24 protein-coding genes are annotated in these 21,710 nt (G+C 64.0%); 7 read left to right on the forward strand and 17 right to left on the reverse strand.

The window, feature by feature from the left end:
* Positions 1-9 precede the first annotated feature (9 nt).
* The 3 genes from LK539_RS01040 to LK539_RS01050 form a co-directional block, all read right to left on the reverse strand.
* Positions 10-960, reverse strand: a complete 951-nt coding sequence (locus LK539_RS01040) for a xanthine dehydrogenase family protein subunit M (RefSeq protein ID WP_227799051.1) — start codon at positions 958-960, stop codon at positions 10-12.
* Positions 957-1,619, reverse strand: coding sequence for an aldehyde dehydrogenase iron-sulfur subunit PaoA (gene paoA, locus LK539_RS01045; RefSeq protein WP_227799052.1), 663 nt, complete (start codon positions 1,617-1,619; stop codon positions 957-959). The genes LK539_RS01040 and paoA overlap by 4 nt, the downstream gene beginning before the upstream one ends.
* Positions 1,620-1,890: 271 nt before the next feature.
* Positions 1,891-2,217: a TfoX/Sxy family protein gene (locus LK539_RS01050; RefSeq protein ID WP_227799053.1), complete on the reverse strand. Its 327-nt coding sequence runs from the start codon at positions 2,215-2,217 to the stop codon at positions 1,891-1,893.
* Between the two features lie 112 nt (positions 2,218-2,329).
* Here LK539_RS01050 and LK539_RS01055 point away from each other — a divergent pair, with 112 nt between their 5' ends.
* On the forward strand, positions 2,330-2,761 hold the full coding sequence (locus tag LK539_RS01055; protein ID WP_227799054.1) for a hypothetical protein: 432 nt from the start codon (positions 2,330-2,332) through the stop codon (positions 2,759-2,761).
* A 28-nt stretch (positions 2,762-2,789) separates the two neighbouring features.
* On the opposite strand, the gene LK539_RS01060 is transcribed toward LK539_RS01055, so the two are convergent.
* The 11 genes from LK539_RS01060 to LK539_RS01110 all read right to left on the reverse strand — a co-directional run bounded on the left by LK539_RS01060 (position 2,790) and on the right by LK539_RS01110 (position 12,632).
* Positions 2,790-4,772, reverse strand: coding sequence for a TonB-dependent receptor (locus LK539_RS01060; RefSeq protein WP_227799055.1), 1,983 nt, complete (start codon positions 4,770-4,772; stop codon positions 2,790-2,792).
* Positions 4,773-4,854: 82 nt separating this feature from the next.
* Positions 4,855-5,211 carry a hypothetical protein gene (locus LK539_RS01065; RefSeq protein ID WP_227799056.1) on the reverse strand — a complete coding sequence of 119 codons (357 nt, stop codon included), beginning with the start codon at positions 5,209-5,211 and terminating at the stop codon, positions 4,855-4,857.
* Between the two features lie 106 nt (positions 5,212-5,317).
* Positions 5,318-5,722, reverse strand: coding sequence for a GFA family protein (locus LK539_RS01070; protein ID WP_227799057.1), 405 nt, complete (start codon positions 5,720-5,722; stop codon positions 5,318-5,320).
* A gap of 21 nt (positions 5,723-5,743) precedes the next feature.
* A complete protein-coding gene (locus LK539_RS01075) occupies positions 5,744-6,244 on the reverse strand; it encodes a DUF3592 domain-containing protein (RefSeq protein WP_227799058.1) in 501 nt (166 codons plus the stop codon).
* 117 nt (positions 6,245-6,361) lie between these two features.
* On the reverse strand, positions 6,362-7,663 hold the full coding sequence (gene gltA, locus LK539_RS01080; RefSeq protein ID WP_227799059.1) for a citrate synthase: 1,302 nt from the start codon (positions 7,661-7,663) through the stop codon (positions 6,362-6,364).
* A 48-nt stretch (positions 7,664-7,711) separates the two neighbouring features.
* The gene (locus tag LK539_RS01085; protein ID WP_373889504.1) at positions 7,712-7,978 is read right to left on the reverse strand and encodes a succinate dehydrogenase assembly factor 2; all 267 of its coding nucleotides are present in this window, start codon (positions 7,976-7,978) and stop codon (positions 7,712-7,714) included.
* A gap of 221 nt (positions 7,979-8,199) precedes the next feature.
* Positions 8,200-8,910, reverse strand: coding sequence for a succinate dehydrogenase iron-sulfur subunit (locus LK539_RS01090; RefSeq protein WP_227799061.1), 711 nt, complete (start codon positions 8,908-8,910; stop codon positions 8,200-8,202).
* A gap of 64 nt (positions 8,911-8,974) precedes the next feature.
* A complete protein-coding gene (sdhA, locus tag LK539_RS01095; RefSeq protein ID WP_227799062.1) occupies positions 8,975-10,753 on the reverse strand; it encodes a succinate dehydrogenase flavoprotein subunit in 1,779 nt (592 codons plus the stop codon).
* A gap of 2 nt (positions 10,754-10,755) precedes the next feature.
* Entirely contained in the window at positions 10,756-11,124 is a 369-nt protein-coding gene (gene sdhD / locus LK539_RS01100) for a succinate dehydrogenase, hydrophobic membrane anchor protein (RefSeq protein ID WP_227799063.1), read from the reverse strand.
* A gap of 2 nt (positions 11,125-11,126) precedes the next feature.
* The gene (gene sdhC, locus LK539_RS01105) at positions 11,127-11,540 is read right to left on the reverse strand and encodes a succinate dehydrogenase, cytochrome b556 subunit (protein WP_159705435.1); all 414 of its coding nucleotides are present in this window, start codon (positions 11,538-11,540) and stop codon (positions 11,127-11,129) included.
* A 333-nt stretch (positions 11,541-11,873) separates the two neighbouring features.
* The gene (locus LK539_RS01110) at positions 11,874-12,632 is read right to left on the reverse strand and encodes a GntR family transcriptional regulator (RefSeq protein ID WP_227799064.1); all 759 of its coding nucleotides are present in this window, start codon (positions 12,630-12,632) and stop codon (positions 11,874-11,876) included.
* Between the two features lie 260 nt (positions 12,633-12,892).
* Here LK539_RS01110 and LK539_RS01115 point away from each other — a divergent pair, with 260 nt between their 5' ends.
* From LK539_RS01115 to acnA, 4 genes are all read left to right on the forward strand, one after another.
* Positions 12,893-13,882, forward strand: coding sequence for a malate dehydrogenase (locus LK539_RS01115; RefSeq protein ID WP_227799065.1), 990 nt, complete (start codon positions 12,893-12,895; stop codon positions 13,880-13,882).
* A gap of 91 nt (positions 13,883-13,973) precedes the next feature.
* Entirely contained in the window at positions 13,974-14,963 is a 990-nt protein-coding gene (locus LK539_RS01120; protein ID WP_227799066.1) for a CoA ester lyase, read from the forward strand.
* Complete coding sequence (locus LK539_RS01125; protein ID WP_227799067.1) at positions 14,963-15,505, forward strand: hypothetical protein; 543 nt, start codon at positions 14,963-14,965, stop codon at positions 15,503-15,505. Before LK539_RS01120 ends, LK539_RS01125 begins: the two co-directional genes overlap by 1 nt.
* An 82-nt stretch (positions 15,506-15,587) precedes the next feature.
* On the forward strand, positions 15,588-18,296 hold the full coding sequence (gene acnA / locus LK539_RS01130; protein WP_227799068.1) for an aconitate hydratase AcnA: 2,709 nt from the start codon (positions 15,588-15,590) through the stop codon (positions 18,294-18,296).
* A gap of 90 nt (positions 18,297-18,386) precedes the next feature.
* On the opposite strand, the gene LK539_RS01135 is transcribed toward acnA, so the two are convergent.
* From LK539_RS01135 to LK539_RS01145, 3 genes are all read right to left on the reverse strand, one after another.
* Positions 18,387-18,842, reverse strand: a complete 456-nt coding sequence (locus tag LK539_RS01135) for a hypothetical protein (RefSeq protein ID WP_227799069.1) — start codon at positions 18,840-18,842, stop codon at positions 18,387-18,389.
* Positions 18,843-18,872: 30 nt separating this feature from the next.
* On the reverse strand, positions 18,873-19,538 hold the full coding sequence (locus tag LK539_RS01140) for an OmpA family protein (protein WP_227799070.1): 666 nt from the start codon (positions 19,536-19,538) through the stop codon (positions 18,873-18,875).
* Between the two features lie 229 nt (positions 19,539-19,767).
* Positions 19,768-19,983, reverse strand: coding sequence for a hypothetical protein (locus LK539_RS01145; RefSeq protein ID WP_227799071.1), 216 nt, complete (start codon positions 19,981-19,983; stop codon positions 19,768-19,770).
* Between the two features lie 294 nt (positions 19,984-20,277).
* On the opposite strand from LK539_RS01145, the gene LK539_RS01150 reads away from it, so the two are divergent.
* Together LK539_RS01150 and LK539_RS01155 are read left to right on the forward strand one after the other, a co-directional pair.
* Entirely contained in the window at positions 20,278-21,039 is a 762-nt protein-coding gene (locus LK539_RS01150; protein WP_227799072.1) for an SDR family NAD(P)-dependent oxidoreductase, read from the forward strand.
* 32 nt (positions 21,040-21,071) lie between these two features.
* Positions 21,072-21,599: a GNAT family N-acetyltransferase gene (locus tag LK539_RS01155; RefSeq protein ID WP_227799073.1), complete on the forward strand. Its 528-nt coding sequence runs from the start codon at positions 21,072-21,074 to the stop codon at positions 21,597-21,599.
* Positions 21,600-21,710: the final 111 nt, after the last annotated feature.

Here is a 21,710-nt window from a genome sequence, read left to right on the forward strand (position 1 = left end):
TCCCTTCCCTCAAGCTTTAGCGTCGGCGATGGCTGCGGCCAGGGTGCGCTCGACCAGCGGCACCTTGAACGCGTTGTCCTCGGTCGTGCGGGCGCCGGCAAGCAGCCCACTGGCGACCGCCTGGGCACCGCGCGCGAAGGCGCCTTCCGCCGCTTCGACGCGCCACGGCTTGTGGGCCACGCCGCCCAGCGCCACGCGGCCGCTGCCGTCGCGCTGGACGATGGACGCCACCGACACGATTGCGAAGGCATACGAAGCGCGGTCGCGCACCTTGCGGTAGCTCTGCGCACCACCCACCGGCGGCGGCAACGTCACCGCGGTGATCAGCTCACCGGGTTTCAGGTTGTGGTCGATGTGCGGCGTATTGCCCGGGAGGCGGTGGAAATCCGCGATCGGGATCACGCGCGTCGCGCCGCCCGGCGCTACCGTCTCCACCTGGGCGTCGAGCACGCGCATGGCCACCGCCATGTCGCTCGGATGGGTCGCAATGCAGGCGTCGCTCTGGCCGACGATCGCGTGCAGGCGCGTGAAGCCGCCGATGGCGCTGCAGCCGCTGCCTGGTTTGCGCTTGTTGCAGGGGACGTTGGTGTCGTAGAAATACGGGCAGCGGGTACGCTGCAGCAGGTTGCCGGCGGTGGTGGCCTGGTTGCGCAGTTGGCCCGAGGCGCCGGCCACCAGGGCGCGCGTGAGCACGCCGTAGTCGCGCCGCACGCGCTGGTCGGCGGCCAGATCCGAGTTGCGCACCAGAGCGCCGATGCGCAGGCCGCCATTTTGCGTCGGCTCGATGCGGTCGAGCGCCAGGTCATTGACGTCGATGAGGTGGGCCGGCGTTTCGATCTGGAGCTTCATCAGGTCCAGCAGGTTGGTGCCGCCGGCAACGAAGCGCGCGTTCGGGTGGCGCGCCGCGGCGTCGGCCGCTTCCTGCGGGGTCCTGGCCCGTTCGTAGGTAAAGGCTTTCATCGCTTGCCTCCCGGGGTCAGGCCCGCGACTTCGGCAATCGCTTCCTGGATGTTCGAGTAGGCGCCGCAGCGGCAGAGGTTGCCGCTCATGCGCTCGCGGAATTCCATGTCGCTGGCCTGCGGGCTGGCGTTCAGGTCGGCCGTAACGTGGCTCGGCGCCCCCGAACGGATCTCTTCCAGCATGCCCACGGCCGAACAGATCTGCCCCGGCGTACAGAAGCCGCACTGGTAGCCGTCGTGCTTGATGAAGGCGCGCTGCAGCGGGTGCAGGTTGGTCGGGGTACCAAGGCCCTCGATGGTGGTGATCTCGTGGCCTTCCTGCATCACGGCCAGGGTCAGGCAGGAGGTGCTGCGGCGGCCGTCGATCAGGACGGTGCAGGCGCCGCACTGGCCCTGGTCGCAGCCCTTCTTGCTGCCGGTAAGGTGCAGGCGGTCGCGCAGCGCATCGAGCAGCGTGGTGCGCGGATCGACCTGCAGCTGGTGCTCGATGCCGTTCACTTTCAGCCGAACGTTCATGGTGGTCGCCTGGGTGGAGTTGGACGGCTGGGCGGCGGGTGCAGCTTCGGCGGGCGCCGCGAACTGGGAGCTTACTGCGACGCCGCCGACGGCGACGGTCGAGGCCTTCAGCAGCTGCCGCCTGTTTGGATCGAACTCGGGCATCGTTCTTCCTTTCTTGGACATGGGCAATATGAGCGGTGACGCAGCGACGCCGTATTCCGATTTGACGAAAACGCGCGCGCGGCCGAAGCCAAGAACATAACGCTTTTCTAATTTTCGGGGCGTGCAGTTCGCTTGCGCGGCCGACTCTCGATTGTAGGGGGTGGAAATGCCCGTTTTTGGTGCGAAAATTGCAAGGGCTTATGAATGTGGCTCATGAATACGAGCCACTTGTCAGTACAGGGTGTATTGAATCGACTGGCGGGAGAGCCGGTCAGGCCTTGGGCTTCTTTGGCTTCGGCAGCGGCATCAGCGCCGCGGTGTCTTCGATCAGGCGGCGCAGCGCCTCCGGATCGTCGAGCAGCTCGTCGGCGATGGGATAATCCTTGGCGCCCGGGTAGGGCGGGCCTTGCGGCAGGTCGTGGGCGAGCGCCACGACGGCCTTCGACGGCTTGATGTACAGGCTGTTATCGCAGGCGAAGGCGACCACCTTGCCGTCCAGGTACAGCGCGTACTCGCCGAACATCTTCTTGTGCGTCAGGCGGCTGCCCAGCCCGACGACCTCGGCGACGTAGTCCACGAAGCTCTGTTCCGTTGCCATCCGTTCCCCTCCTTATTCACTGCTCATAATCTATCTAGCCTTCATGCACCCATAAGTATTCTGCCAAACCTTTTGGATACAGTCAGCAGCTCATCCACTTCACGACACCTAGATGAAAGCCTGGCTCCCGACGCTCTTCCTACCCCTCGCATTTACCGCCCATGCGGACGCGCCGCCGGTGGCCAGGGACCCGCTGCAGAATCCCTTCGCCCTGCCCGCCCCTCAGCCGGCGGCGCCAATGAGCGCACGGCCGAGCGACGAGGCGATCCGCGCCGCGGTCCGCGCCACCCTCGAAGAGATGCCGGACAGCTCGACGCCCATGAGCGGACAAGCGCTGAGCGGCGGCCCCTATCGCGAGTTTGCGCGCAAGTTCGCGCTGGCCGCCAAGCCGCACTGCCTGGGTCCGGACCCGCTCAGGCACCAGCCGCACAGCACCGTCGTCAAGACCATCTTCGGCGACTTCGCAGTAGGCGTGGGCGGCATCTACGCCTTGCCCTTTTGGGGCGCCGCTGTCTTGCGCGGCAAGTGCAACTGGACCCGTTGAGCGGTCCGTCAGAACAGCACGTCCGGGATCAGAACGCCGCGCGCACGCCGACCGTGATGTTCCGTCCCGGCAGCGGCGCGATATCCTTCAGGACCGAGGTCGAGATGCGGATGTCCCGGTCGAGCAGGTTCTTGCCGATGATGAACCAGGTCAGGTCGGTGTTGCGCAGGCGCTGGGTGTAGGACAGGTTGGCGTCCAGCTGGGTGTAGCCCGGCGTCGGCGTGGTCTCGAAGGAGGCCAGGCGCTCCTGTTCGAACGCGCGCAGCACCGACACGCCGCCGCGCAGCGCGCCTTTCCGGTAGCCGGTCTCGAAGCCGACGCGCTTGGCCGGCTGCAGCGGCAGGCTGCCCGCATCGTCGAGCGAGCCGCGCGACAGGTCGCCGAAGGCGCGCAGCGACAGGCCCTGGCTGCCCGGATGCTGGTTGTAGCTGATCTCGGCCTCGGCGCCGCGGATGGTCGCATCCGCCTGGCGGAAGATGCGCTCGCGCAGTTCGTCGCCCGGATTGCCCTCGTCGTCCAGCAGGGTGTCGCTCACCTCGCCGTAGATGAAGTCGCGCACGCGGTTCTCGAACAGGTTCGCCTGCCAGCGCACCAGGCCCGTCACCTTGCGGAACGAGAGCTCCAGGTTGCGCGAGGTCTCCTTTTTAAAATTCGGGTTGCCGATGTCGTAGGTCAGGGTCGATTCGTGCGGACCGCCCGAGTACAGCTCGTCGGTGCCCGGCGCGCGCTGGGCCACCGAGGCGGTGACGCCGACGGTGTAGTCCTTCGCCACGGGCCAGACGGCGCCCGCCGAGTAGGACAGCAGGTCGAAGCTGCGGCGCGGCGCCCCGCCTTCCGGCTCGCGCTTCACCGATTCCACCCGCACGCCGGCATTCACGCGCAGCTTGCCGAATTCGCGCTGCTCGACCAGGAAGGCGGCGTGGGTGTCCGAGACCGTCACCGGCACGGTGGCCGACTCGCCGCTGTCCGCGCTCAGGCCGGAAAAGCGGGTGTGCTCGGTCTGGACGCCAAAGCTGCCTTCCCAGCCGCGGACAGGCTTGTGGGTCAGCTCCAGGCGCGTTTCCAGCGAGCGGTTCGAGAAGATGGTTTCCGGTCCGCCCTCGGCGTTGAGCTCGACGTGGCCGTAGTCGGAATAGCCGGCCTTGAAGCGCAGCTTCTCGAAACCTGCCATCGGCGCATCGAGCTGGCCGTCGATGTCGTAGCGGGTCTGGTCGAGGTCGATCTTGGCGCCCTCGCCGCCCGGGATGCCGTAGTTCTTCTTCAGCGAGCTGACCGAAGCCCCGAGGTAGCCGCGTTCGCCGATATACGAAGCGCCCGCGCCCAGGGTGTGCTGACGCAGCTCGGAATTCTGTAGGGTGTCGCCGTCGGGATGTCCCGGCACGTGGTAGGCGCCCGCGTCGCGGCCGCTGCCGTCGACGTGCAGCGAGATCTTGCCGGCGGCGCCGTCACCCGAGAACGATGCAGCGCGGCCATGGTCGACATTGCTGTAGCGGGTTTCGACCACGCCATGCGGCTTGTCGTGGAGCTCGACGGGAATGCGCTCGTTGACGACGTTGACCAGGCCGCCGATGGCGCCGGAGCCGTACAGCAGCGCCGCCGGGCCGCGCAGGATTTCGATCTGGCGCGCGGTGGCCGCTTCGCCGGTGACGGCGTGGTCGTTCGACAGGCCGGACAGGTCGGACACCGACATGCCGTTTTCCAGCACCTTCACGCGGTTGCCTTCCAGGCCGCGGATGATGGGACGCGAAGCGCCGGCGCCGAAGGCAGAGGCCGAGACGCCGAGCTCATTCGACAGGGTGTCGCCCAGCGAGCTGCCCAGCTTGCTGCGCAGTTCGTCGCCGGAGAGCACCTTGGCCGGGGTGAGGATCTGGTCGCCCTCGCCCGCCCCGAATGGGGTGGCGGTGACGACGACGGTGGAGACCGGCTGGCTTGCGCCCTGGGTCTGGGCAAACGAGAACGGTGCGAGTGCGGCCAGAACCGCGCTCGCCAGGATGGTACGCTGGACGTGCATGATGAATTCCTTGAAACGAATACGGGACGGACGCGCGTGCGCGGCTCAGCCGGCGCAAGCGGATCGGGTTTTCAGGGTGCAGTCAGGCGAGGGGTGGTGCGCGGGACGAGAACCAGGGCGTGGAGGGCGCGGTCCAGGAGTCGAAGGCGACCCACTGGGCCAGGATGCGGTCGGCCGGAATGGCGGCCGTATTGCACCCAGGCGTGTGCAGCGCGGGCGAGACCGTGGCGGCGTCGTAGGCGAGGCAGGAGTGCTGGGCCGCCTTGACATCCGATCCCAGCGAACCATCCTTTCCCGCATCCGCCGTCGAGGAGATGTGCTGTGACGCGTGCGCGATCCGGTGCGCCAGGCCTTGCCAGTGCGCGAACACCATCGCCAACGTCAGCATCAGGACGATGACGAAGCGGGCGGAACGGATGCGTGGAAAGCTGGCGAACATCTCTGTCTATACAGGTACCGGTGCTCGGCATGGCGCCGAAGGCGGACATTATAACGCTATGGCAACGGAGCTGGAAACATGGTCCCTGCCCTGCTGCGGCGGCGCCTCAGGCCTTGGCGCGGTCGGCCGGATGATGGACGCCGTCGTTGGTCGGGACCTCGCCCAGGTCGAAGGGATTCACGCCCTCGAGGCAGCCGACGTTGTAGCCGTACTGCTCCGGGTTGGAGCGCCGCTGGTGGTGGGTGTAGATGCCGCAGACCGAGCAGAAGTAGTGCTTGGCGGTCATGGTGTTGAACTGGTAGAGCTTGAGGACGTCCTCGCCCTTGACGATGCGGATGCCGGATAGCGGCACCGAAGCGACGATGGCGCCCTTGCGGCGGCAGATCGAGCAGTCACAGCGTCGCGGGTTCTCAATGCCCTTGGGCAAGCTTAGCTCGAGTTCGACGGCGCCGCAGTGGCAGCTGGCCTTGTGCTTCGGCCGAATGATGGTGGGTCCGACCTGCTTGATCATCCTCTTTCTCCCTGACGGTATCTAGGTCATCCACGCAAGGATGGCGGAGCCGACGCCACTGACAGCCAGCACGATGGCGGTGAAGATGAGTGTGAAGGCCATCCACAGCAGGCCGAACACGAAGGTGCCGAAGACCAGCGAATTCTCGGACGCGAAGATGGTTGAACTCTCCGGATGTGCCGGGTCGTAGCGGACGGTGAATCTCTCCAGGCTGAGAACTTCGCGACGGGCGTCCTCGTGCGGACGTCGGCTGCTGGACCCGCCGTAGCCGATCGCCAGGGTATCGCCCTCGTAGCGGACGCCAGCAATGGTGTACGAATACTTCACCGACACATGGTAGGCCCTGGTGTTGCTGGCGTATCTGGGTACGACTTCGCATTTTTCCAGCCGCGCGTCGACCGATGGCCAATCACGCGCCGCAAGTCCAGTCCGGATCTGCCGCACTCCGGCGGTCAGAATGACGATGCCGGCAGCGTAGCTCAGTACCAGCATCGAGACGATCAGGATCGTGGCGAAATTCATCGTCAGGATGATGCCATTTCCTAATGACGGAAAATGCTCGGAAAGTCACACCCCGATGGGGAGTCGAACGAAAAAAAAGCGGGCCGAAGCCCGCTTTTCGTTGACGCTGCGTTGAGATTAACGCTTGTCGATCGACGCCACGTCGCGCACCGGCGAGCCGACGAACAGCTGGCGCGGGCGGCCGATCTTCTGTTCCGGATCGGCGATCATTTCGTTCCACTGGGCGATCCAGCCGATGGTACGGGCCATCGCGAAGATACCGGTGAACAGCGAGACCGGGATGCCCAGGGCCGACTGCACGATGCCCGAGTAGAAGTCGACGTTCGGGTACAGCTTGCGCGACACGAAGTATTCGTCGTTCAGGGCGATCTTTTCCAGTTCCATCGCCAGCTTGAACAGCGGGTCGTCCTGCAGGCCCAGTTCGTTCAGCACTTCGTGGCAGGTTTCGCGCATCAGCTTGGCGCGCGGGTCGAAGTTCTTGTAGACGCGGTGACCGAAGCCCATCAGCTTCACGCCCGAGTTCTTGTCCTTGACCTTCTCGATGAAGGCCGGGATGTTCTCGACGCTGCCGATTTCCTTCAGCATGGTCAGTGCGGCTTCGTTCGCGCCTCCGTGCGCCGGGCCCCACAGGCAGGCGATACCGGCAGCGATACAGGCGAACGGGTTGGCGCCCGACGAACCGGCCAGGCGGACGGTCGAGGTCGATGCGTTCTGCTCGTGGTCGGCATGCAGGATCAGGATGCGGTCGAGGGCGCGCACCAGCACGTCGTTGACCTTGTACTCTTCGCACGGGTTGGCGAACATCATGTGCATGAAGTTCGCGCTGTACGACAGGTCGTTGCGCGGGTACATGAACGGCTGGCCGATCGAGTACTTGTATGCCATGGCGACCAGGGTCGGCAGCTTGGCGATCAGGCGGATGGCCGAGATTTCACGCTGCTTCGGATCGTTGATGTCGAGCGAGTCGTGGTAGAACGAAGCCAGCGCGCCGACGGTGCCGACCAGGACCGACATCGGGTGCGCGTCGCGGCGGAAGCCACGGAAGAAGAAGTTCATCTGCTCGTGGACCATCGTGTGACGGGTCACGGTGTTTTCGAACTCGGCCTTCTGTTCGGCGTTCGGCAGTTCGCCGTTCAGCAGCAGGTAGCAGGTTTCCAGGAAGTCGCAGTTGACGGCCAGCTGCTCGATCGGGTAGCCGCGGTACAGCAGCTCGCCCTTGTCACCGTCGATGTAGGTGATGCTCGAGTTGCACGAGGCAGTCGACATGAAGCCAGGGTCGTAGGTGAACTTGCCGGTCTGGCCGTACAGCTTGCGGATGTCGATGACGTCCGGGCCGATGGTGCCTTTGTAGATCGGCATGTCGACCGACGGGCTGCCGTCGGAGAACGACAGGGTGGCTTTGGTATCAGAGATATTCATGGCACTTCCTTCTTGTGGGAGTGGATCTAAAAACAAAAAACTGGCGTCTCACGCTTGCCGCAGGCGCGCCAGCAAGGCGCGCACATGCGGCTGGTCGACCTCGCCTTCGGGCTCGGTCCGGCCCAGCAGCAGGTCCATCAGCGGATTGTCCGCCAGGTCCAGCAAGCGGGTCAGCGCATCGACTTCCTCGTCGGTCAGTTGTTCTTCATGCGCATCGAGGAAGCGCGTGAGGATCAAATCGTTCTCGAGCAGGCCACGGCGCGCGCGCCAGCGCAGGCGGGCACGGTTCGCGGGGTCGGATTGATGCGTTTTCACTAGAGTCCGTTGTTGGGTCAACATCATACTCCGCATGCCGGGATAAGGCAGTACGGTACTTTTACTGTATTTGCGGCATCATTATTGCGGGATGCTGCGAGTTGCTGCTGTTCGCAGACCGCGTGGGCGGGAGGACCCGCCCACCCTACCGGTTCGTGGTTCCGTAGGGTGGGCGGCTTTGCCGCCCATGCGGTATGTGCAGAGAAATACCGGAACGACGTTTAAATCGCGCGACGAACCAACAGTTCCTTGATCTTGCCGATCGCCTTGTTCGGATTCAGGCCCTTCGGGCACACGTCCGTGCAATTCATGATCGAGTGGCAGCGGAACAGGCGGTACGGGTCTTCCAGGTTATCCAGGCGCTCGTTGGTGGCTTCGTCGCGCGAGTCGGCGATGAAGCGGTAGGCCTGCAGCAGGCCGGCCGGGCCGACGAACTTGTCCGGGTTCCACCAGAACGATGGGCACGAGGTCGAGCAGCAGGCGCACAGGATGCACTCGTACAGGCCGTCGAGCTCTTCGCGCTCTTCCGGGGTCTGCAGGCGTTCCTTCTCCGGCTTGATCGAGTCGTTGATCAGGTACGGCTTGATCGAGTGGTACTGCTTGAAGAAGTTGGTCATGTCGACGATCAGGTCGCGCACCACCGGCAGGCCAGGTAGAGGACGCAGCACGATCGGCTGGGTCAGCTCGTTCAGGTTGGTGGTGCAGGCCAGGCCGTTCTTGCCGTTGATGTTCATCGCGTCCGAACCGCACACGCCTTCACGGCAGGAGCGGCGCAGGGCCAGCGAATCATCGACGTCCGACTTGATGCGCTGCAGGACGTCGAGCAGCATCTTGTCGGTGTCTTGCAGCTCGACGGTGACGTCTTGCATGTAAGGCTTCGCATCCTTGTCAGGATCGTAGCGGTAGATCTTCAGTTGGACGGTGCGTGCCATGTTTTTACCTGTGTGTTTTACTTAACTGCGGGGGCAGCGTGTTCGAACGCCGCCCTACACAAAATTAGAAAGTACGGGCCTTCGGCTTGAAGGTATCGACGGTCAGCGGTTTCTGCACCACCGGCTTGTACTCGAGGCGGTTGCCTTCCGAGAAGAACAGGGTGTGCTTCATCCAGTTCTCGTCGTCGCGGTTCGGGTAGTCGCTGTGGGCGTGGGCGCCGCGCGATTCCGGACGGGCCGCGGCCGAGACGATGGTTGCCTTGGCGGTCTCGATCAGGTTGTCGAGTTCCAGCGCTTCCACGCGGGCGGTGTTGAACACCTTCGACTTGTCCTGGAAGGAGACGTGCTTGCGACGCTCGTCGAGCTTCATGATTTCCTTGACGCCGGTTTCCAGCAGTTCCTGGGTACGGAACACGCCGCAGTACTTCTGCATGGTGGCGCGGATGTCGTTGGCCACGTGCTGGACTTTTTCGCCGCCGGTCGAGGTCTCGAGGCGGTTCAGGCGATCCAGTGCGAAGTCGGCGGCGTCCTTCGGCAGCGGCTTGTTGACCTTCTGCTTCAGGTTCGATGCCACCACGTGGTTGCCGGCCGCGCGGCCGAACACGACCAGGTCGAGCAGCGAGTTGGTGCCGAGGCGGTTGGCGCCGTGGACCGAGACGCAGGCGCATTCGCCGATCGCGTACAGGCCGTTGACGATCTTCTGGCCGCCGGTACCGTCAGGTGCAACCACCTGGCCGTGGATGTTGGTCGGGATGCCGCCCATCTGGTAGTGGATGGTCGGGACGACCGGGATCGGTTCCTTGGTCGCGTCGACGTTGGCGAACTTGTGGCCGATTTCCAGGATCGACGGCAGGCGCTTCTCGATGGTGTCCTTGCCGATGTGGCGCAGGTCCAGCAGCACGTGGTCCTTGTTCGGACCGCAGCCGCGGCCTTCCTTGATCTCCTGGTCCATCGAACGCGAGACGAAGTCGCGCGGCGCCAGGTCTTTCAGGGTCGGCGCGTAGCGCTCCATGAAGCGTTCGCCGTTCGAGTTGATCAGGATACCGCCCTCGCCGCGCACGCCCTCGGTGATCAGGACGCCCGCGCCGGACACGCCGGTCGGGTGGAACTGCCAGAACTCCATGTCCTGCAGCGGCAGGCCGGCGCGTGCCGCCATGCCCATGCCGTCGCCGGTGTTGATGAAGGCGTTGGTCGATGCGGCGAAGATGCGGCCTGCGCCGCCGGTGGCGAAGATGGTGGTCTTCGCTTCCAGGATCATGACGTCGCCGGTTTCCATTTCCAGGGCCATCACGCCGACCACGTCGCCGTCGGCGTCGCGGATCAGGTCGAGGGCCATCCACTCGACGAAGAAGTGGGTGCGGGCGCGGACGTTGCGCTGGTACAGGGTGTGCAGCAGTGCGTGGCCGGTACGGTCGGCCGCGGCGCAGGCGCGCTGGACCGGCTTCTCGCCGAAGTTCGCGGTGTGGCCGCCGAACGGACGCTGGTAGATGGTGCCGTCCGGGTTGCGGTCGAACGGCATGCCGAAGTGTTCGAGCTCGTACACGACCTTCGGTGCTTCGCGGCACATGAATTCGATCGCGTCCTGGTCGCCGAGGTAGTCGCCGCCCTTGACGGTGTCGAACATGTGCCAGTACCAGTCGTCTTCGCTCATGTTGCCCAGCGAAGCGCCGATGCCGCCCTGGGCAGCAACGGTGTGGGAACGGGTCGGGAACACTTTCGACAGCACCGCCACGTTCAGGCCGGCTTCAGCCAGCTGCAGCGATGCGCGCATGCCGGAACCGCCGGCGCCAACGATGACCGCGTCGAAGCGACGCGAAGGGATTGCAGTTTTAATAGCTGCCACGATTACACACTCCAGAGAATTTGCACGGTCCAGGCGGCGCAGGCGAGCAGCCAGAAGATGGTCAACAGCATCAGGAACAGGCGCAGGCCTGCCGATTTGACGTAGTCCATCCAGATGTCACGGATGCCGACCCAGGCGTGGTAGAACAGGCCCAGGAAGGTCACCAGGGCGAACAGCTTGAACCACTGGCGCGCGAACAGGCCAGCCCAGCCTTCATAGGTGAAATTCTGGCCGGTGAGGAAAGAAACCAGCAGCACGACCGTGAACACGGCCATCACGATGGCGGTGACGCGCTGCGCCAGCCAGTCCTTGACGCCGTAGTGGGCGCCGACGACGAGGCGGCGCGGTCCGATATTATTCTTGTTTGCCATGATTAAAAGACTCCGAACAGTTTCAGGGCGACCAGTGCGGTCAGCACCAGGCTGATGATCAGCACCCAGCGTGCGGTCTTCTGGGCGGCATCCTTGTCCAGGGCCAGGTGGTTGTCCATGAACAGGTGACGCACGCCGGCGACGAAGTGGTGCAGGTAAGCCCAGGACAGGCCGACCAGGATGATCTTGGCAAACGGGTTGCCAACGACACCGCGGAAATGCTCGAACGAGATTTCCGACAGCAGGCTTTCCTGCAGCAGATACAGCAGGAACGGCAGGAACAGGAACAGGCCCGCGCCGCTTACGCGGTGCAGGATCGACACGATGGCCGATGGCGGCATGCGATATTTACTTGTAATATCCCCAATGCCAACGTTGCGGAACTCCGGCCGCCCTTTTTTTGCAGCTTCTCTCACGGCTTCGGACATGTAACACCTCCCTTATGACGACAGATTTTTAGTGAACCCTTCATTTTCGCCGATTTTGTAACGGGGCACCAAGCATCTGCATGCAGAAAACCGGAACATCCCTGCGGCGCACCGGGTAACGTACGCCACTTACGCAAAACCAACATATTTTAATCGCTTCATGCGATCACTGCAGAGCGCCAGTCTGGCCCACCACAGTTGGGCGTCAGCAAGCCGGCGCCGTGTTTTCGTAGGGTGGGCGGGTTTCCCGCCCACGCGTTCAGGCAACGCATGCCCGTTTGAACGCGTGGGCGGCGAAGCCGCCCACCCTACGGGTATCTCTTATGACAACTCGTTCTGATAATGGTGGCGAGCTGTCGAATAAATGCCGCGGCGCAGCTCGACCGGCTTGTCGCCATAGGTAAACGACACCCGGTCCGCACACAGCAGCGGCGTGCCTTCCGCCACCTTCAGGTGCTCGCTCGCGGCCGCATCCGCCGCCACCGCGCGGATCTTCTCGGTCGCGCGGATCATGCGCGTGCCGAATTCCGACTCGAACAGGCCGTACATCGGCCCCTTGTATTCCACCAGGCGCTCCGCCGTCAGGCCCTTGAAAAGCTGACCCGGCAGCCACAGCTCTTCCAGGATGGTCGGCACCCCATCGAAGGACTGCACGCGCTTGATGTAGACCACGGCGTCGCCCGACTTCAGCTCGAGCAGGCGCGCGACCTCGGCCGTGGCGCGGATGCGCAACACGGCGATGATGCGGTTCTCGGGATGGTGGGGAACGCCCTCGTCGGGGTTCAAGCGCAGGAAGCGGAAATGGGCGCGCTCTTCCGCGTGGGTGGCAACGAAGGTGCCCTTGCCCTGGCGGCGCACCACCAGGTTCTCGGCCGCCAGCTCGTCGATGGCCTTGCGCACGGTGCCCTGGCTGACCTTGAAGCGGCCGGCCAGCTCGACCTCGCTCGGCATCAGCTCGCCCGGCTTCCATTCGCCCGACTGCAGGCTCTGGGTGATCAGGGCCTTGATCTGCTGGTACAACGGACGGAACGACGGCGACGCGTCGACCGCATCGCTGCTGTTGGGCGGAAGGGGGTTCATAGACCGTGATTTCACCACAAAAAGTGCACGTCCGTCCAGTGCGCGACCGTCAACACATGTGTCTTATATAAGACATATGATATGAATTGACAGATAGAACAGCGGAGGCATAAACTCGCGGTCGGTTTGGACGTCCACGCCTGCCCTTCACGTATGCGCGCGATATCCAATTGACACGGTGTCGCTTTTGGTATCATTGCAGTTTCCCTAAAACCGGCACCCCGGCTCGACCGTTTTCATTCCCACTTTGGAGATTCATCATGGCTAAAACCCCAATGCGCGTCGCCGTCACCGGCGCGGCCGGCCAGATCGGCTATTCCCTGCTGTTCCGCATCGCTAACGGCGACATGCTGGGCAAGGACCAGCCGGTCATCCTGCAGCTGCTCGAGATCGACAACGAGAAGGCACAGAAGGCGCTCAAGGGCGTCATGATGGAAATCGACGACTGCGCATTCCCGCTGCTGGCCGGCATGACCGCCCACGCCGACCCGATGACCGCCTTCAAGGATGCCGACGTGGCCCTGCTGGTCGGCGCCCGTCCGCGCGGCCCGGGCATGGAGCGCAAGGACCTGCTGGAAGCCAACGCCCAGATCTTCACCGTGCAGGGCAAGGCGCTGGACGCCGTCGCTTCGCGCAACGTCAAGGTGCTGGTGGTCGGTAACCCGGCCAACACCAACGCCTACATCGCCATGAAGTCGGCCCCGAACCTGCCGGCCAAGAACTTCACCGCCATGCTGCGCCTGGACCACAACCGCGCCCTGTCGCAAGTCGCCGCCAAGCTGGGTAAACCAGTCGGCAGCATCGAAAAGATGGCCGTGTGGGGCAACCACTCGCCGACCATGTACGCCGACTACCGCTTCGCCACCATCGACGGCCAGTCGGTCAAGGAAGCGATCAACGACGACGTCTGGAACCGCGACACCTTCCTGCCGACCGTCGGCAAGCGCGGCGCCGCCATCATCGAAGCGCGCGGCGCCTCGTCGGCAGCATCGGCCGCCAACGCAGCGATCGACCACGTGCGTGACTGGGTGCTGGGCACCAATGGCAAGTGGACCACCATGGGCATCCCGTCGGACGGCTCCTACGGCATCCCGGAAGGCACCATGTTCGGCTTCCCGGTGACCACCGAAAACGGCGAATACAAGATCGTCCAGGGCCTGGAAATCGATGCCTTCTCGCAGGAGCGCATCAACCTGACCCTGAAAGAGCTGGAAGAAGAGAAAGCCGGCGTTGCTCACCTGCTGGCCTAAGTAGTACAACGGCGCGCCCGCATGTCGCGGGCGCGCCAACCGCGCCATGCCGTTTCAACGACGGCATGGCCGATCCGTTTCAAGACATACCATGCACCCTTCCGAGGTTTTATTCCAGGGCAAACGCCAGCCGCTCCTCCTCCCCGCCTGCGATCACTACGCCGGCTCGGAGAAGCTGATGCGCAAATCGATGGCCCTGCAACAAGAGCTTGGGCCCGTCTTCGACATCACCTTCGACTGCGAGGACGGCGCCGCCGCCGGCAGCGAGGTCGAACATGCGCTGCTGGTCACGCAGCTGATCAATAGCGAGGACAACCGCTTCAACCGCATCGGCGTGCGCCTGCACGACACCGGCAGCCAGCACTTCGCGGGCGACGTCGCCGCCATCGTCGGCGCCACGGCAAAACGCCTGGCCTACGTGGTGCTGCCGAAGGTGGAAAGCACCGCCGAAGTCATTCGCGCGATCGACCTGATCAACCAGCACGCCTGCAAGGCCGGCCGGAATGACCTGCCCGTCCACGTCCTGATCGAAACCCACGGCGCCCTGCGCGACGCCTACGACATCGCCGCCCTGCCCCAGGTCGAGTGCCTGTCCTTTGGCATCATGGATTTCGTCTCCGCCCACTACGGCGCGGTGCCGGCCAGCGCGATGCGCACGCCGGGCCAGTTCACCCACCCGCTGGTGGTGCGCGCCAAGCTCGAGATGGTCGCGGCCTGCCACGCGCACGGCAAGGTGGCGTCGCACAACGTCACCACCGACATCAAGGACAGCGCGGTCGTCGCCAACGACGCCCAGCGCGCCGGGGCGGAATTCGGCTTCACCCGCATGTGGAGCATCCACCCGGACCAGATCAAGCCGATCCTGAAAGCCTTCACGCCGCGCCTGTCGGAAGTGAACGAAGCCACGAATATTCTGCAGGAAGCGATGAACGCGGGATGGGGACCCATCGCCCAGCACGGCCGCTTGCACGACCGCGCGAGCTACCGATATTATTGGACCGTTTTGCAGCGCGCGAAGCTGGCCGGCCTTGCGCTGCCGGAAGCCGCTGCGGCAATCGTCAACCAAACGGACTCCCCATAATGGCCACCCTCCTCTCCCGACTTCTGGCTGCCGGCGCGTTCGCGCTGGCAGCCCTCGGCCTGTGCGCGCACGCCAGCGCGGCGCCCGAGAAGCACCCGAAAGCCGAAGACGTCCTGAAGGCGAAGTCGAAAGCCAAGCCGAAGGCCAAGGCAAAGAAAGCTGCCGCCGCGGGCGCCGCTGCAGCCGCCGTCGCCGCGCCGGCCTTCACTGCCGAAGACGAAGCGGAACCGGACATCACGGACACGATCGTCACCGAGTACAGCTGCGAACTCGGCAACAAGATCACGATCTACACGAACGCGAAGGACGAGGGCCATATCGCCCTGCGCTGGAAGAAGCGCCTGCACCGCCTGAACCGCGTGGGCACCACGACGGGCGCGCTGCGCTTCGAGAACCCGTTCTGGGGGCTGATCTGGATCGGCATCCCGGCCAAGGGCATCCTGCTGGATTCGAAGCTGAACCGGCAGCTGGCCAACGAATGCAAGAACGCCGAACAGGCGGCGGCCGTGGCGAGCGCTGCGACCGCGCAAAAGAACGGATGATCCGCGGCTGACACCGTCGGATCGCCCTGTGAAGTAAATGGCAGTACCGGAATAACAATTAATCCCCACTGAAGGAGAGATTATGTCTCGCAACACCCTGAACACACTGAAGGAATTCCCGGCTGGCGCCGGCCAGACCGGCCAGTACTACTCGCTGCCGGCCCTGGGCGAAGCCCTCGGTGTGAACCTGTCGCGCCTGCCGGTGTCGATCCGTATCGTCCTCGAATCCGTCCTGCGCAACTGCGACGGCAAGAAGGTCACCGAAGAGCACATCAAGCAGCTGGCCAACTGGGGCCCGACCGCCGAGCGCACCGAAGAGATCCCCTTCGTCGTCGCACGCGTCGTGCTGCAGGACTTCACCGGCGTGCCGCTGCTGGCCGACCTGGCCGCGATGCGCAACGTCGCCTCGAAGATGGGCGCCGATCCGAAGAAGATCGAGCCGCTGGTGCCCGTCGACCTGGTGGTCGACCACTCGGTCACCATCGACCACTTCCGCGAGCCGGGCGCGCTGGACCTGAACATGAAGCTGGAATTCCAGCGCAATAACGAGCGCTACCAGTTCATGAAGTGGGGCATGCAGGCCTTCGACACCTTCGGCGTCGTGCCGCCGGGCTTCGGCATCGTCCACCAGGTCAACCTGGAATACCTGGCCCGCGGCGTGATGCGCCAGGGCGAAGTGTTCTACCCGGACACCCTGGTCGGTACCGACTCGCACACCACCATGATCAACGGCGTCGGCGTGGTCGGCTGGGGCGTGGGCGGCATCGAGGCGGAAGCCGGCATGCTGGGCCAGCCGGTCTACTTCCTGACCCCGGACGTCATCGGCGTCAACCTGACCGGCAAGCTGCGCGAAGGCTGCACCGCGACCGACCTGGTGCTGACCATCACCGAAATGCTGCGCCGTGAAAAAGTCGTCGGCAAGTTCGTCGAGTTCTTCGGCGCCGGCACCCGTTCGCTGTCGACCACCGACCGCGCCACCATCGCCAACATGGCCCCGGAATACGGCGCGACCATGGGCTTCTTCCCGGTGGACGAAGCGACCGTCGACTACTTCCGCGGCACCGGCCGTACCGAAGAAGAACTGGCTGCCTTCGAGAACTACTACAAGGCCCAGGGCATGTTCGGCATCCCGCAGGAAGGCGAGATCGAATACACCCGCGTGCTGCACCTCGACCTGTCGACCGTGACCCCGTCGCTGGCCGGCCCGAAGCGCCCGCAGGACCGTATCGAACTGGGCCACGTGAAGAACACCTTCACCGACCTGTTCAGCAAGCCGACCACCCAGAACGGCTTCAACAAGACCCCGGACGACCTGCACAAGGTCTACGAAACGACCAACGGCGTGCGCGTGAAGAACGGCGACGTCCTGATCGCCGCCATCACCTCGTGCACCAACACCTCGAACCCGAGCGTGCTGCTGGCCGCCGGCCTGCTGGCCAAGAAAGCCGTCGAGCGCGGCCTGACCGTGGCGCCGCACATCAAGTCCTCGCTGGCTCCCGGCTCGCGCGTGGTCACCGAGTACCTGACCGCCGCCGGCCTGCTGCCTTACCTGGACAAGCTGGGCTTCGGCGTGACCGCCTACGGCTGCACCACCTGCATCGGTAACGCCGGCGACCTGACCCCGGAACTGAACGCCGCGATCGTCGAGAACGACATCGTCGCCTCGGCCGTCCTGTCGGGCAACCGTAACTTCGAAGCGCGTATCCACCCGAACATCCGTTCGAACTTCCTGGCTTCGCCGCCGCTGGTCGTTGCCTACGCCATCGCCGGCAACATGACCAAGGACCTGATGAGCGAGCCGCTGGGCAAGGACCAGAACGGCGTCGACGTCTACCTGGGCGACATCTGGCCGTCGTCGCAGGAAGTGGGCGAACTGATGCGCTTCGCGATGAACTCGGAAGTCTTCCAGAAGAACTACGCCGACGTGAAGGGCAACCCGGGCGAACTGTGGCAGCGCGTGTCGTCGACCGAAGGTCAAGTCTACAACTGGCCTGAGTCGACCTACATCGCCGAGCCGCCGTTCTTCGCGGACTTCGAGATGACCCCGAAAACCGCCGCCACCGGCATCACCGGCGCACGCGCACTGGGCGTGTTCGGCGATTCGATCACCACCGACCACATCTCCCCGGCCGGTTCGATCAAGGAAGACGGTCCGGCAGGCAAGTGGCTCAAGGAGCACAATGTCCTGAAGGCGGACTTCAACTCCTACGGCTCACGCCGCGGCAACCACGAGATCATGATGCGCGGCACCTTCGCCAACGTGCGCATCAAGAACAAGATGATCCCGCCGAAGGCCGATGGTTCCGCAGTCGAAGGAGGCATCACCATCCACCAGCCGTCGGGCGAACAGCTGTCGATCTATGACGCGGCAATGAAGTACGTGGCGGAAGGCACCCCGACCATGATCTTCGGCGGCGAAGAGTACGGCACCGGCTCGTCGCGCGACTGGGCTGCCAAGGGCACCCAGCTGCTGGGCGTGAAGGCCGTGGTCGTGCGTTCGTACGAACGCATCCACCGCTCGAACCTGGTCGGCATGGGCGTGCTGCCGCTGCAGTTCATCGGCAACGACAGCGTCGAAAGCCTGGGCATCACCGGCAAGGAAACCTTCGACCTGAAGGGCCTGGAAGGCGAGATCAAGCCGCAACAACTGGCCACCCTGGTGATCCACCGCGAAGGCGGCGAATCGCAGGAAGTCCAAGTGCTGCTGCGTATCGACACCCCGATCGAAGTCGACTACTACAAGCATGGCGGCATCCTGCCGTTCGTGCTGCGCCAGCTGCTGGCTGCGTAATCAGGAAGCGCCCCGCAGGAGGTAAATCAAAAGGGCTGGAACCTTGACGGGTTCCAGCCCTTTTTTTTTGTCGATCGAAGCCTGGGCTTCTTACGGCTTTCCGACGCTGTACGAACAGACCCGCGCGCCGCGCTGGCCCACGGAGCGCGAAGCGCCTCCCGCCGCCGCCGCGCTTGCCGACGGTGCGTTCCAGCCTTGGGACTTCCATTGGGAAGCGCGCTCATCGATATCGACGCTGTTGACGGTGACATCCTCGAGTGCCCGGATCGCCTCGCCGGCGTCATCGCCATCGATATCGGCGGTCAAGAGGAAGCCGCCACGACGAATGCCCTCCTCGTAGAGATGGCGGTCCGAATCGGGCAGGAAGGCGTTCTTGATCGAGGCCCACAAGCCCGGCGACTCCTGTGACGAGTAGCCGCTTTCGCCGACGGAGGACTTGTCGTGGATCCTGACGTGGTCTGCATCGACATGGGCGTCGAGCAGTCGCTGGCGGCCGGCTTCGGCGTCGGCACGCGTGTCGAACAATGCAGTGAGAGTACGTGACATGGATGCTCCTTTGTAAGAGGTGTTCGGAAATCAGCGTGCCAGGACGACCAGCTCGGCGCGGCGGTTCTCGAACTGGCCGCTCGCAGTGGCGTTGGTATCGACCGGGTCGGTCTCGCCGCCTGAAGCGGTCTCGAGACGGCCGGCGTCGATTCCTTGCGCGACGAGCGCCGCTTTCACGCTGTCGGCGCGCTCCTTGCCGAGCGTGGCGTTGGCTGGGGCGGTGCCACGTGCATCGGCGTAACCGACGACCCGGATGCGCGCATTCGGGTATTGCTTCATCACGGCCGCCAGCGCGTTCAGCTCTTCACGATCGGCCTCCCGGATGTTGCTCTTGGCAGTATCGAAATTCAGCTTTTCAAACACGAAGGTGCGCGGCAGAGCTTCGGTACCGGCCAGATAGGTGCCGACGGTCGAGGCGCCGGGCAGGACCGCAGCGGCGCCGGCGGCAGGGGCGGTCACCGGTGCCGGTGCCGGTACGGCAGGCGTCGTGGCCGGCGCCGGTGCTACAGGCTCGGTCGTCGCGACCGGCGCCGTGAGGGCGGCCTCGTCGTTGTTCCTGCAGCTCCTGAGCCCGAACAGGAGCGCGAGCAGCCCCAGCGCCAGCAGCAGCCAGGGAAGCCACTTGGTTTTCTTCTCGGGGCCGATATGGACGTTCCTTGGTGGTGCACCGTCGTTCTGATGATCCGAATTTGCCATGAGCTTGTTCTCCTTATCTGTTTTGCTAGAGTTTGAATAAACTCGATCCATGTAACTGAACCAAGTCCGTAGCGCGTTTTTACCCCACCCGCGAAATGGCGGCCGTTCCTTTCATTTCGACAACTACCTGATGCAAGAGTCTGCGCAAGCGGGTGCGCCAGAAACAAGAAGGCCGGAATCCGCGAGGATCCCGGCCTTCTTGTTTCTGGCCCCGTCAGAGTCGGATGCGCTAGCGCCCTATTCCGATGCCGATCCCGATGCCGGAACCGCGTCCTCCACTGCCTATGCCGCCGAAGATGGAGGTCGAGACGCCACTACGGCCGCTTCTCTTGGCCGACTGGAGCACGCAATCGCGCCAGGGATCCGAATTCATCGCATAACCCAGCTGGCTGCACGCCGGCCCGAATTCGGCCATCAGGCGTTCCATCTCAGCCTGTTGCTGCATTGCCCGTTCCTGTGGCGTCGCACACCCGAGCAAACAAAGTGCGCTCGCTGCCGTCAACATCAACTTACGCATGGTATTTCTCCTTAAGCAATAGGATCGGCTTCAAGCCATGGTGACCCATGTAAGCAGTTTGCCTGTCCGAACACGCGGTCTGTAGAGGACAAGTGCTCATCGCCTCGTCAGACATGAAGCCGGCCACAAGTAGAGCTTGCCTTCCGGCACGGAAAAACCGTGTTTTTTCTACTGTGATATGGTCGCCATCGACCACATGGGCCCGGCATGGAAGGAGAAAGCATGAACCGCTTCAAAGACAAAGTCGTACTGGTGACAGGTGCCGCGTCCGGCATCGGTCTGGCGGCCGCGCGCCGCTTCCTCGACGAAGGCGCGCGTGTCGTCATGCTCGACATCGACGAGGCCTGCCTCAAGGAATCCAGCGCAAAACTTCCGCAGGACCGCATTCTGGTGCAGGTCGGCGATACCGCCGCCAAGGAAACCGCTGCAGCCGCCGTCAAGGCGGCCGTCGAGCGCTTCGGTGCGCTGCACATCCTGATCAACAACGCCGGCATGGCAACCGAAGGCGACATCATGAAAACGAGCGAAGAGGACTTCGAACGCGTCATGGCGGTCAACGTCGGCGGCTACTACCACATGGCCAAGGCGGCCATGCCTGAACTCGTGAAGACGCGCGGTTCGATCGTCATGACCTCCTCCGTCTCGGGGCTTGGCGGCGACTGGGAACTGTTCGCCTACAACACCTCGAAGGGCGCCGTCAGCAACATGGTGCGCTCGATGTCGATGGACGCGGCAAAGCACGGGGTGCGGGTGAACGCGGTCAACCCGAGTTTTACCGTCAGCCGGATGACCGAGGACATGGTGAGCGATCCTGAACTGGTGGAGAAGTTCAAGGAACGCATGCCGCTCGGCGCACCAATGGATCCGGAAGGTGTCGCGGCGGTGATGGCATTCCTCGCAAGCGAAGACGCGCGGCTGCTCACCGGTGTCAACCTGCAGGTGGACAATGGCTTGTCGGCCTCGAACGGACAGCCGCCGATGTAGTCGCGGTTCAGCCCGGCAGTCAGGGACATGGCATGACAAATGCAGAAGCATTGCCATTGAGGGGGCGCGATAATCAAGCCTTTTCAGTGATGACCATGCACATCCGCCCCTGCGCCGCCGGTGAAGAGCTGTCTTTGCTGGCCGTTTTCCAGTCTTCCGTCCGCGGCCTGGCCAGCCGCGACTATTCGCCCGAACAGATCGATGCATGGGCGCCGGCCGTCATGGATGAGGACAGCCGGATGCGATGGATCGCCCGCATCCAGTCGAATCGCCCCTGGGTCGCCGAAGTCGACGGGCGCCTGGCGGGATTCGCCGACCTCCAGCCCGACGGCTGTATCGATCAATTCTTCGTCGCCGCCGAGTTCAGTGGCCAGGGCGTCGGCACAGCCCTGATGCGTCACTTGCACGAGCTTGCGCGGTCCCAAGGCATCACCGAGCTGTTTTCCCACGTGAGCCTGACGGCGCAGCCCTTCTTCAGGCATGCCGGCTTTCGCGTGGAAAGCGAGCAGTATCCGGTGGTGCGCGGCATCGCACTGCGCAATGCACTGATGCGCAAGTAGCTGATCAAGCCTTCCTGATGCCTGGCCCCTCAGTTTTCCTGAGCGACGGCTGGAATAATTGATTAGTTCACGCGAAACAAGCTTGCTACATTTACGAGCATTGCCCTGACA

It is taken from the genome of Massilia sp. IC2-476, from assembly GCF_020707295.1.
Taxonomy (GTDB): Bacteria; Pseudomonadota; Gammaproteobacteria; order Burkholderiales; family Burkholderiaceae_D; genus Telluria.

Excerpts from the sequence above, each read along its gene's own strand:
- LK539_RS01040 (WP_227799051.1), bottom strand. The coding sequence starts at position 960 with ATGAAAGCCTTTACCTACGAACGGGCCAGGACCCCGCAGGAAGCGGCC.
- paoA (WP_227799052.1), bottom strand. The coding sequence starts at position 1,619 with ATGCCCGAGTTCGATCCAAACAGGCGGCAGCTGCTGAAGGCCTCGACC.
- LK539_RS01050 (WP_227799053.1), bottom strand. The coding sequence starts at position 2,217 with ATGGCAACGGAACAGAGCTTCGTGGACTACGTCGCCGAGGTCGTCGGG.
- LK539_RS01055 (WP_227799054.1), top strand. The coding sequence starts at position 2,330 with ATGAAAGCCTGGCTCCCGACGCTCTTCCTACCCCTCGCATTTACCGCC.
- LK539_RS01060 (WP_227799055.1), bottom strand. The coding sequence starts at position 4,772 with ATGCACGTCCAGCGTACCATCCTGGCGAGCGCGGTTCTGGCCGCACTC.
- LK539_RS01065 (WP_227799056.1), bottom strand. The coding sequence starts at position 5,211 with ATGTTCGCCAGCTTTCCACGCATCCGTTCCGCCCGCTTCGTCATCGTC.
- LK539_RS01070 (WP_227799057.1), bottom strand. The coding sequence starts at position 5,722 with ATGATCAAGCAGGTCGGACCCACCATCATTCGGCCGAAGCACAAGGCC.
- LK539_RS01075 (WP_227799058.1), bottom strand. The coding sequence starts at position 6,244 with ATGAATTTCGCCACGATCCTGATCGTCTCGATGCTGGTACTGAGCTAC.
- gltA (WP_227799059.1), bottom strand. The coding sequence starts at position 7,663 with ATGAATATCTCTGATACCAAAGCCACCCTGTCGTTCTCCGACGGCAGC.
- LK539_RS01090 (WP_227799061.1), bottom strand. The coding sequence starts at position 8,910 with ATGGCACGCACCGTCCAACTGAAGATCTACCGCTACGATCCTGACAAG.
- sdhD (WP_227799063.1), bottom strand. The coding sequence starts at position 11,124 with ATGGCAAACAAGAATAATATCGGACCGCGCCGCCTCGTCGTCGGCGCC.
- LK539_RS01110 (WP_227799064.1), bottom strand. The coding sequence starts at position 12,632 with ATGAACCCCCTTCCGCCCAACAGCAGCGATGCGGTCGACGCGTCGCCG.
- LK539_RS01115 (WP_227799065.1), top strand. The coding sequence starts at position 12,893 with ATGGCTAAAACCCCAATGCGCGTCGCCGTCACCGGCGCGGCCGGCCAG.
- LK539_RS01120 (WP_227799066.1), top strand. The coding sequence starts at position 13,974 with ATGCACCCTTCCGAGGTTTTATTCCAGGGCAAACGCCAGCCGCTCCTC.
- LK539_RS01125 (WP_227799067.1), top strand. The coding sequence starts at position 14,963 with ATGGCCACCCTCCTCTCCCGACTTCTGGCTGCCGGCGCGTTCGCGCTG.
- acnA (WP_227799068.1), top strand. The coding sequence starts at position 15,588 with ATGTCTCGCAACACCCTGAACACACTGAAGGAATTCCCGGCTGGCGCC.
- LK539_RS01135 (WP_227799069.1), bottom strand. The coding sequence starts at position 18,842 with ATGTCACGTACTCTCACTGCATTGTTCGACACGCGTGCCGACGCCGAA.
- LK539_RS01140 (WP_227799070.1), bottom strand. The coding sequence starts at position 19,538 with ATGGCAAATTCGGATCATCAGAACGACGGTGCACCACCAAGGAACGTC.
- LK539_RS01145 (WP_227799071.1), bottom strand. The coding sequence starts at position 19,983 with ATGCAGCAACAGGCTGAGATGGAACGCCTGATGGCCGAATTCGGGCCG.
- LK539_RS01150 (WP_227799072.1), top strand. The coding sequence starts at position 20,278 with ATGAACCGCTTCAAAGACAAAGTCGTACTGGTGACAGGTGCCGCGTCC.
- LK539_RS01155 (WP_227799073.1), top strand. The coding sequence starts at position 21,072 with ATGACAAATGCAGAAGCATTGCCATTGAGGGGGCGCGATAATCAAGCC.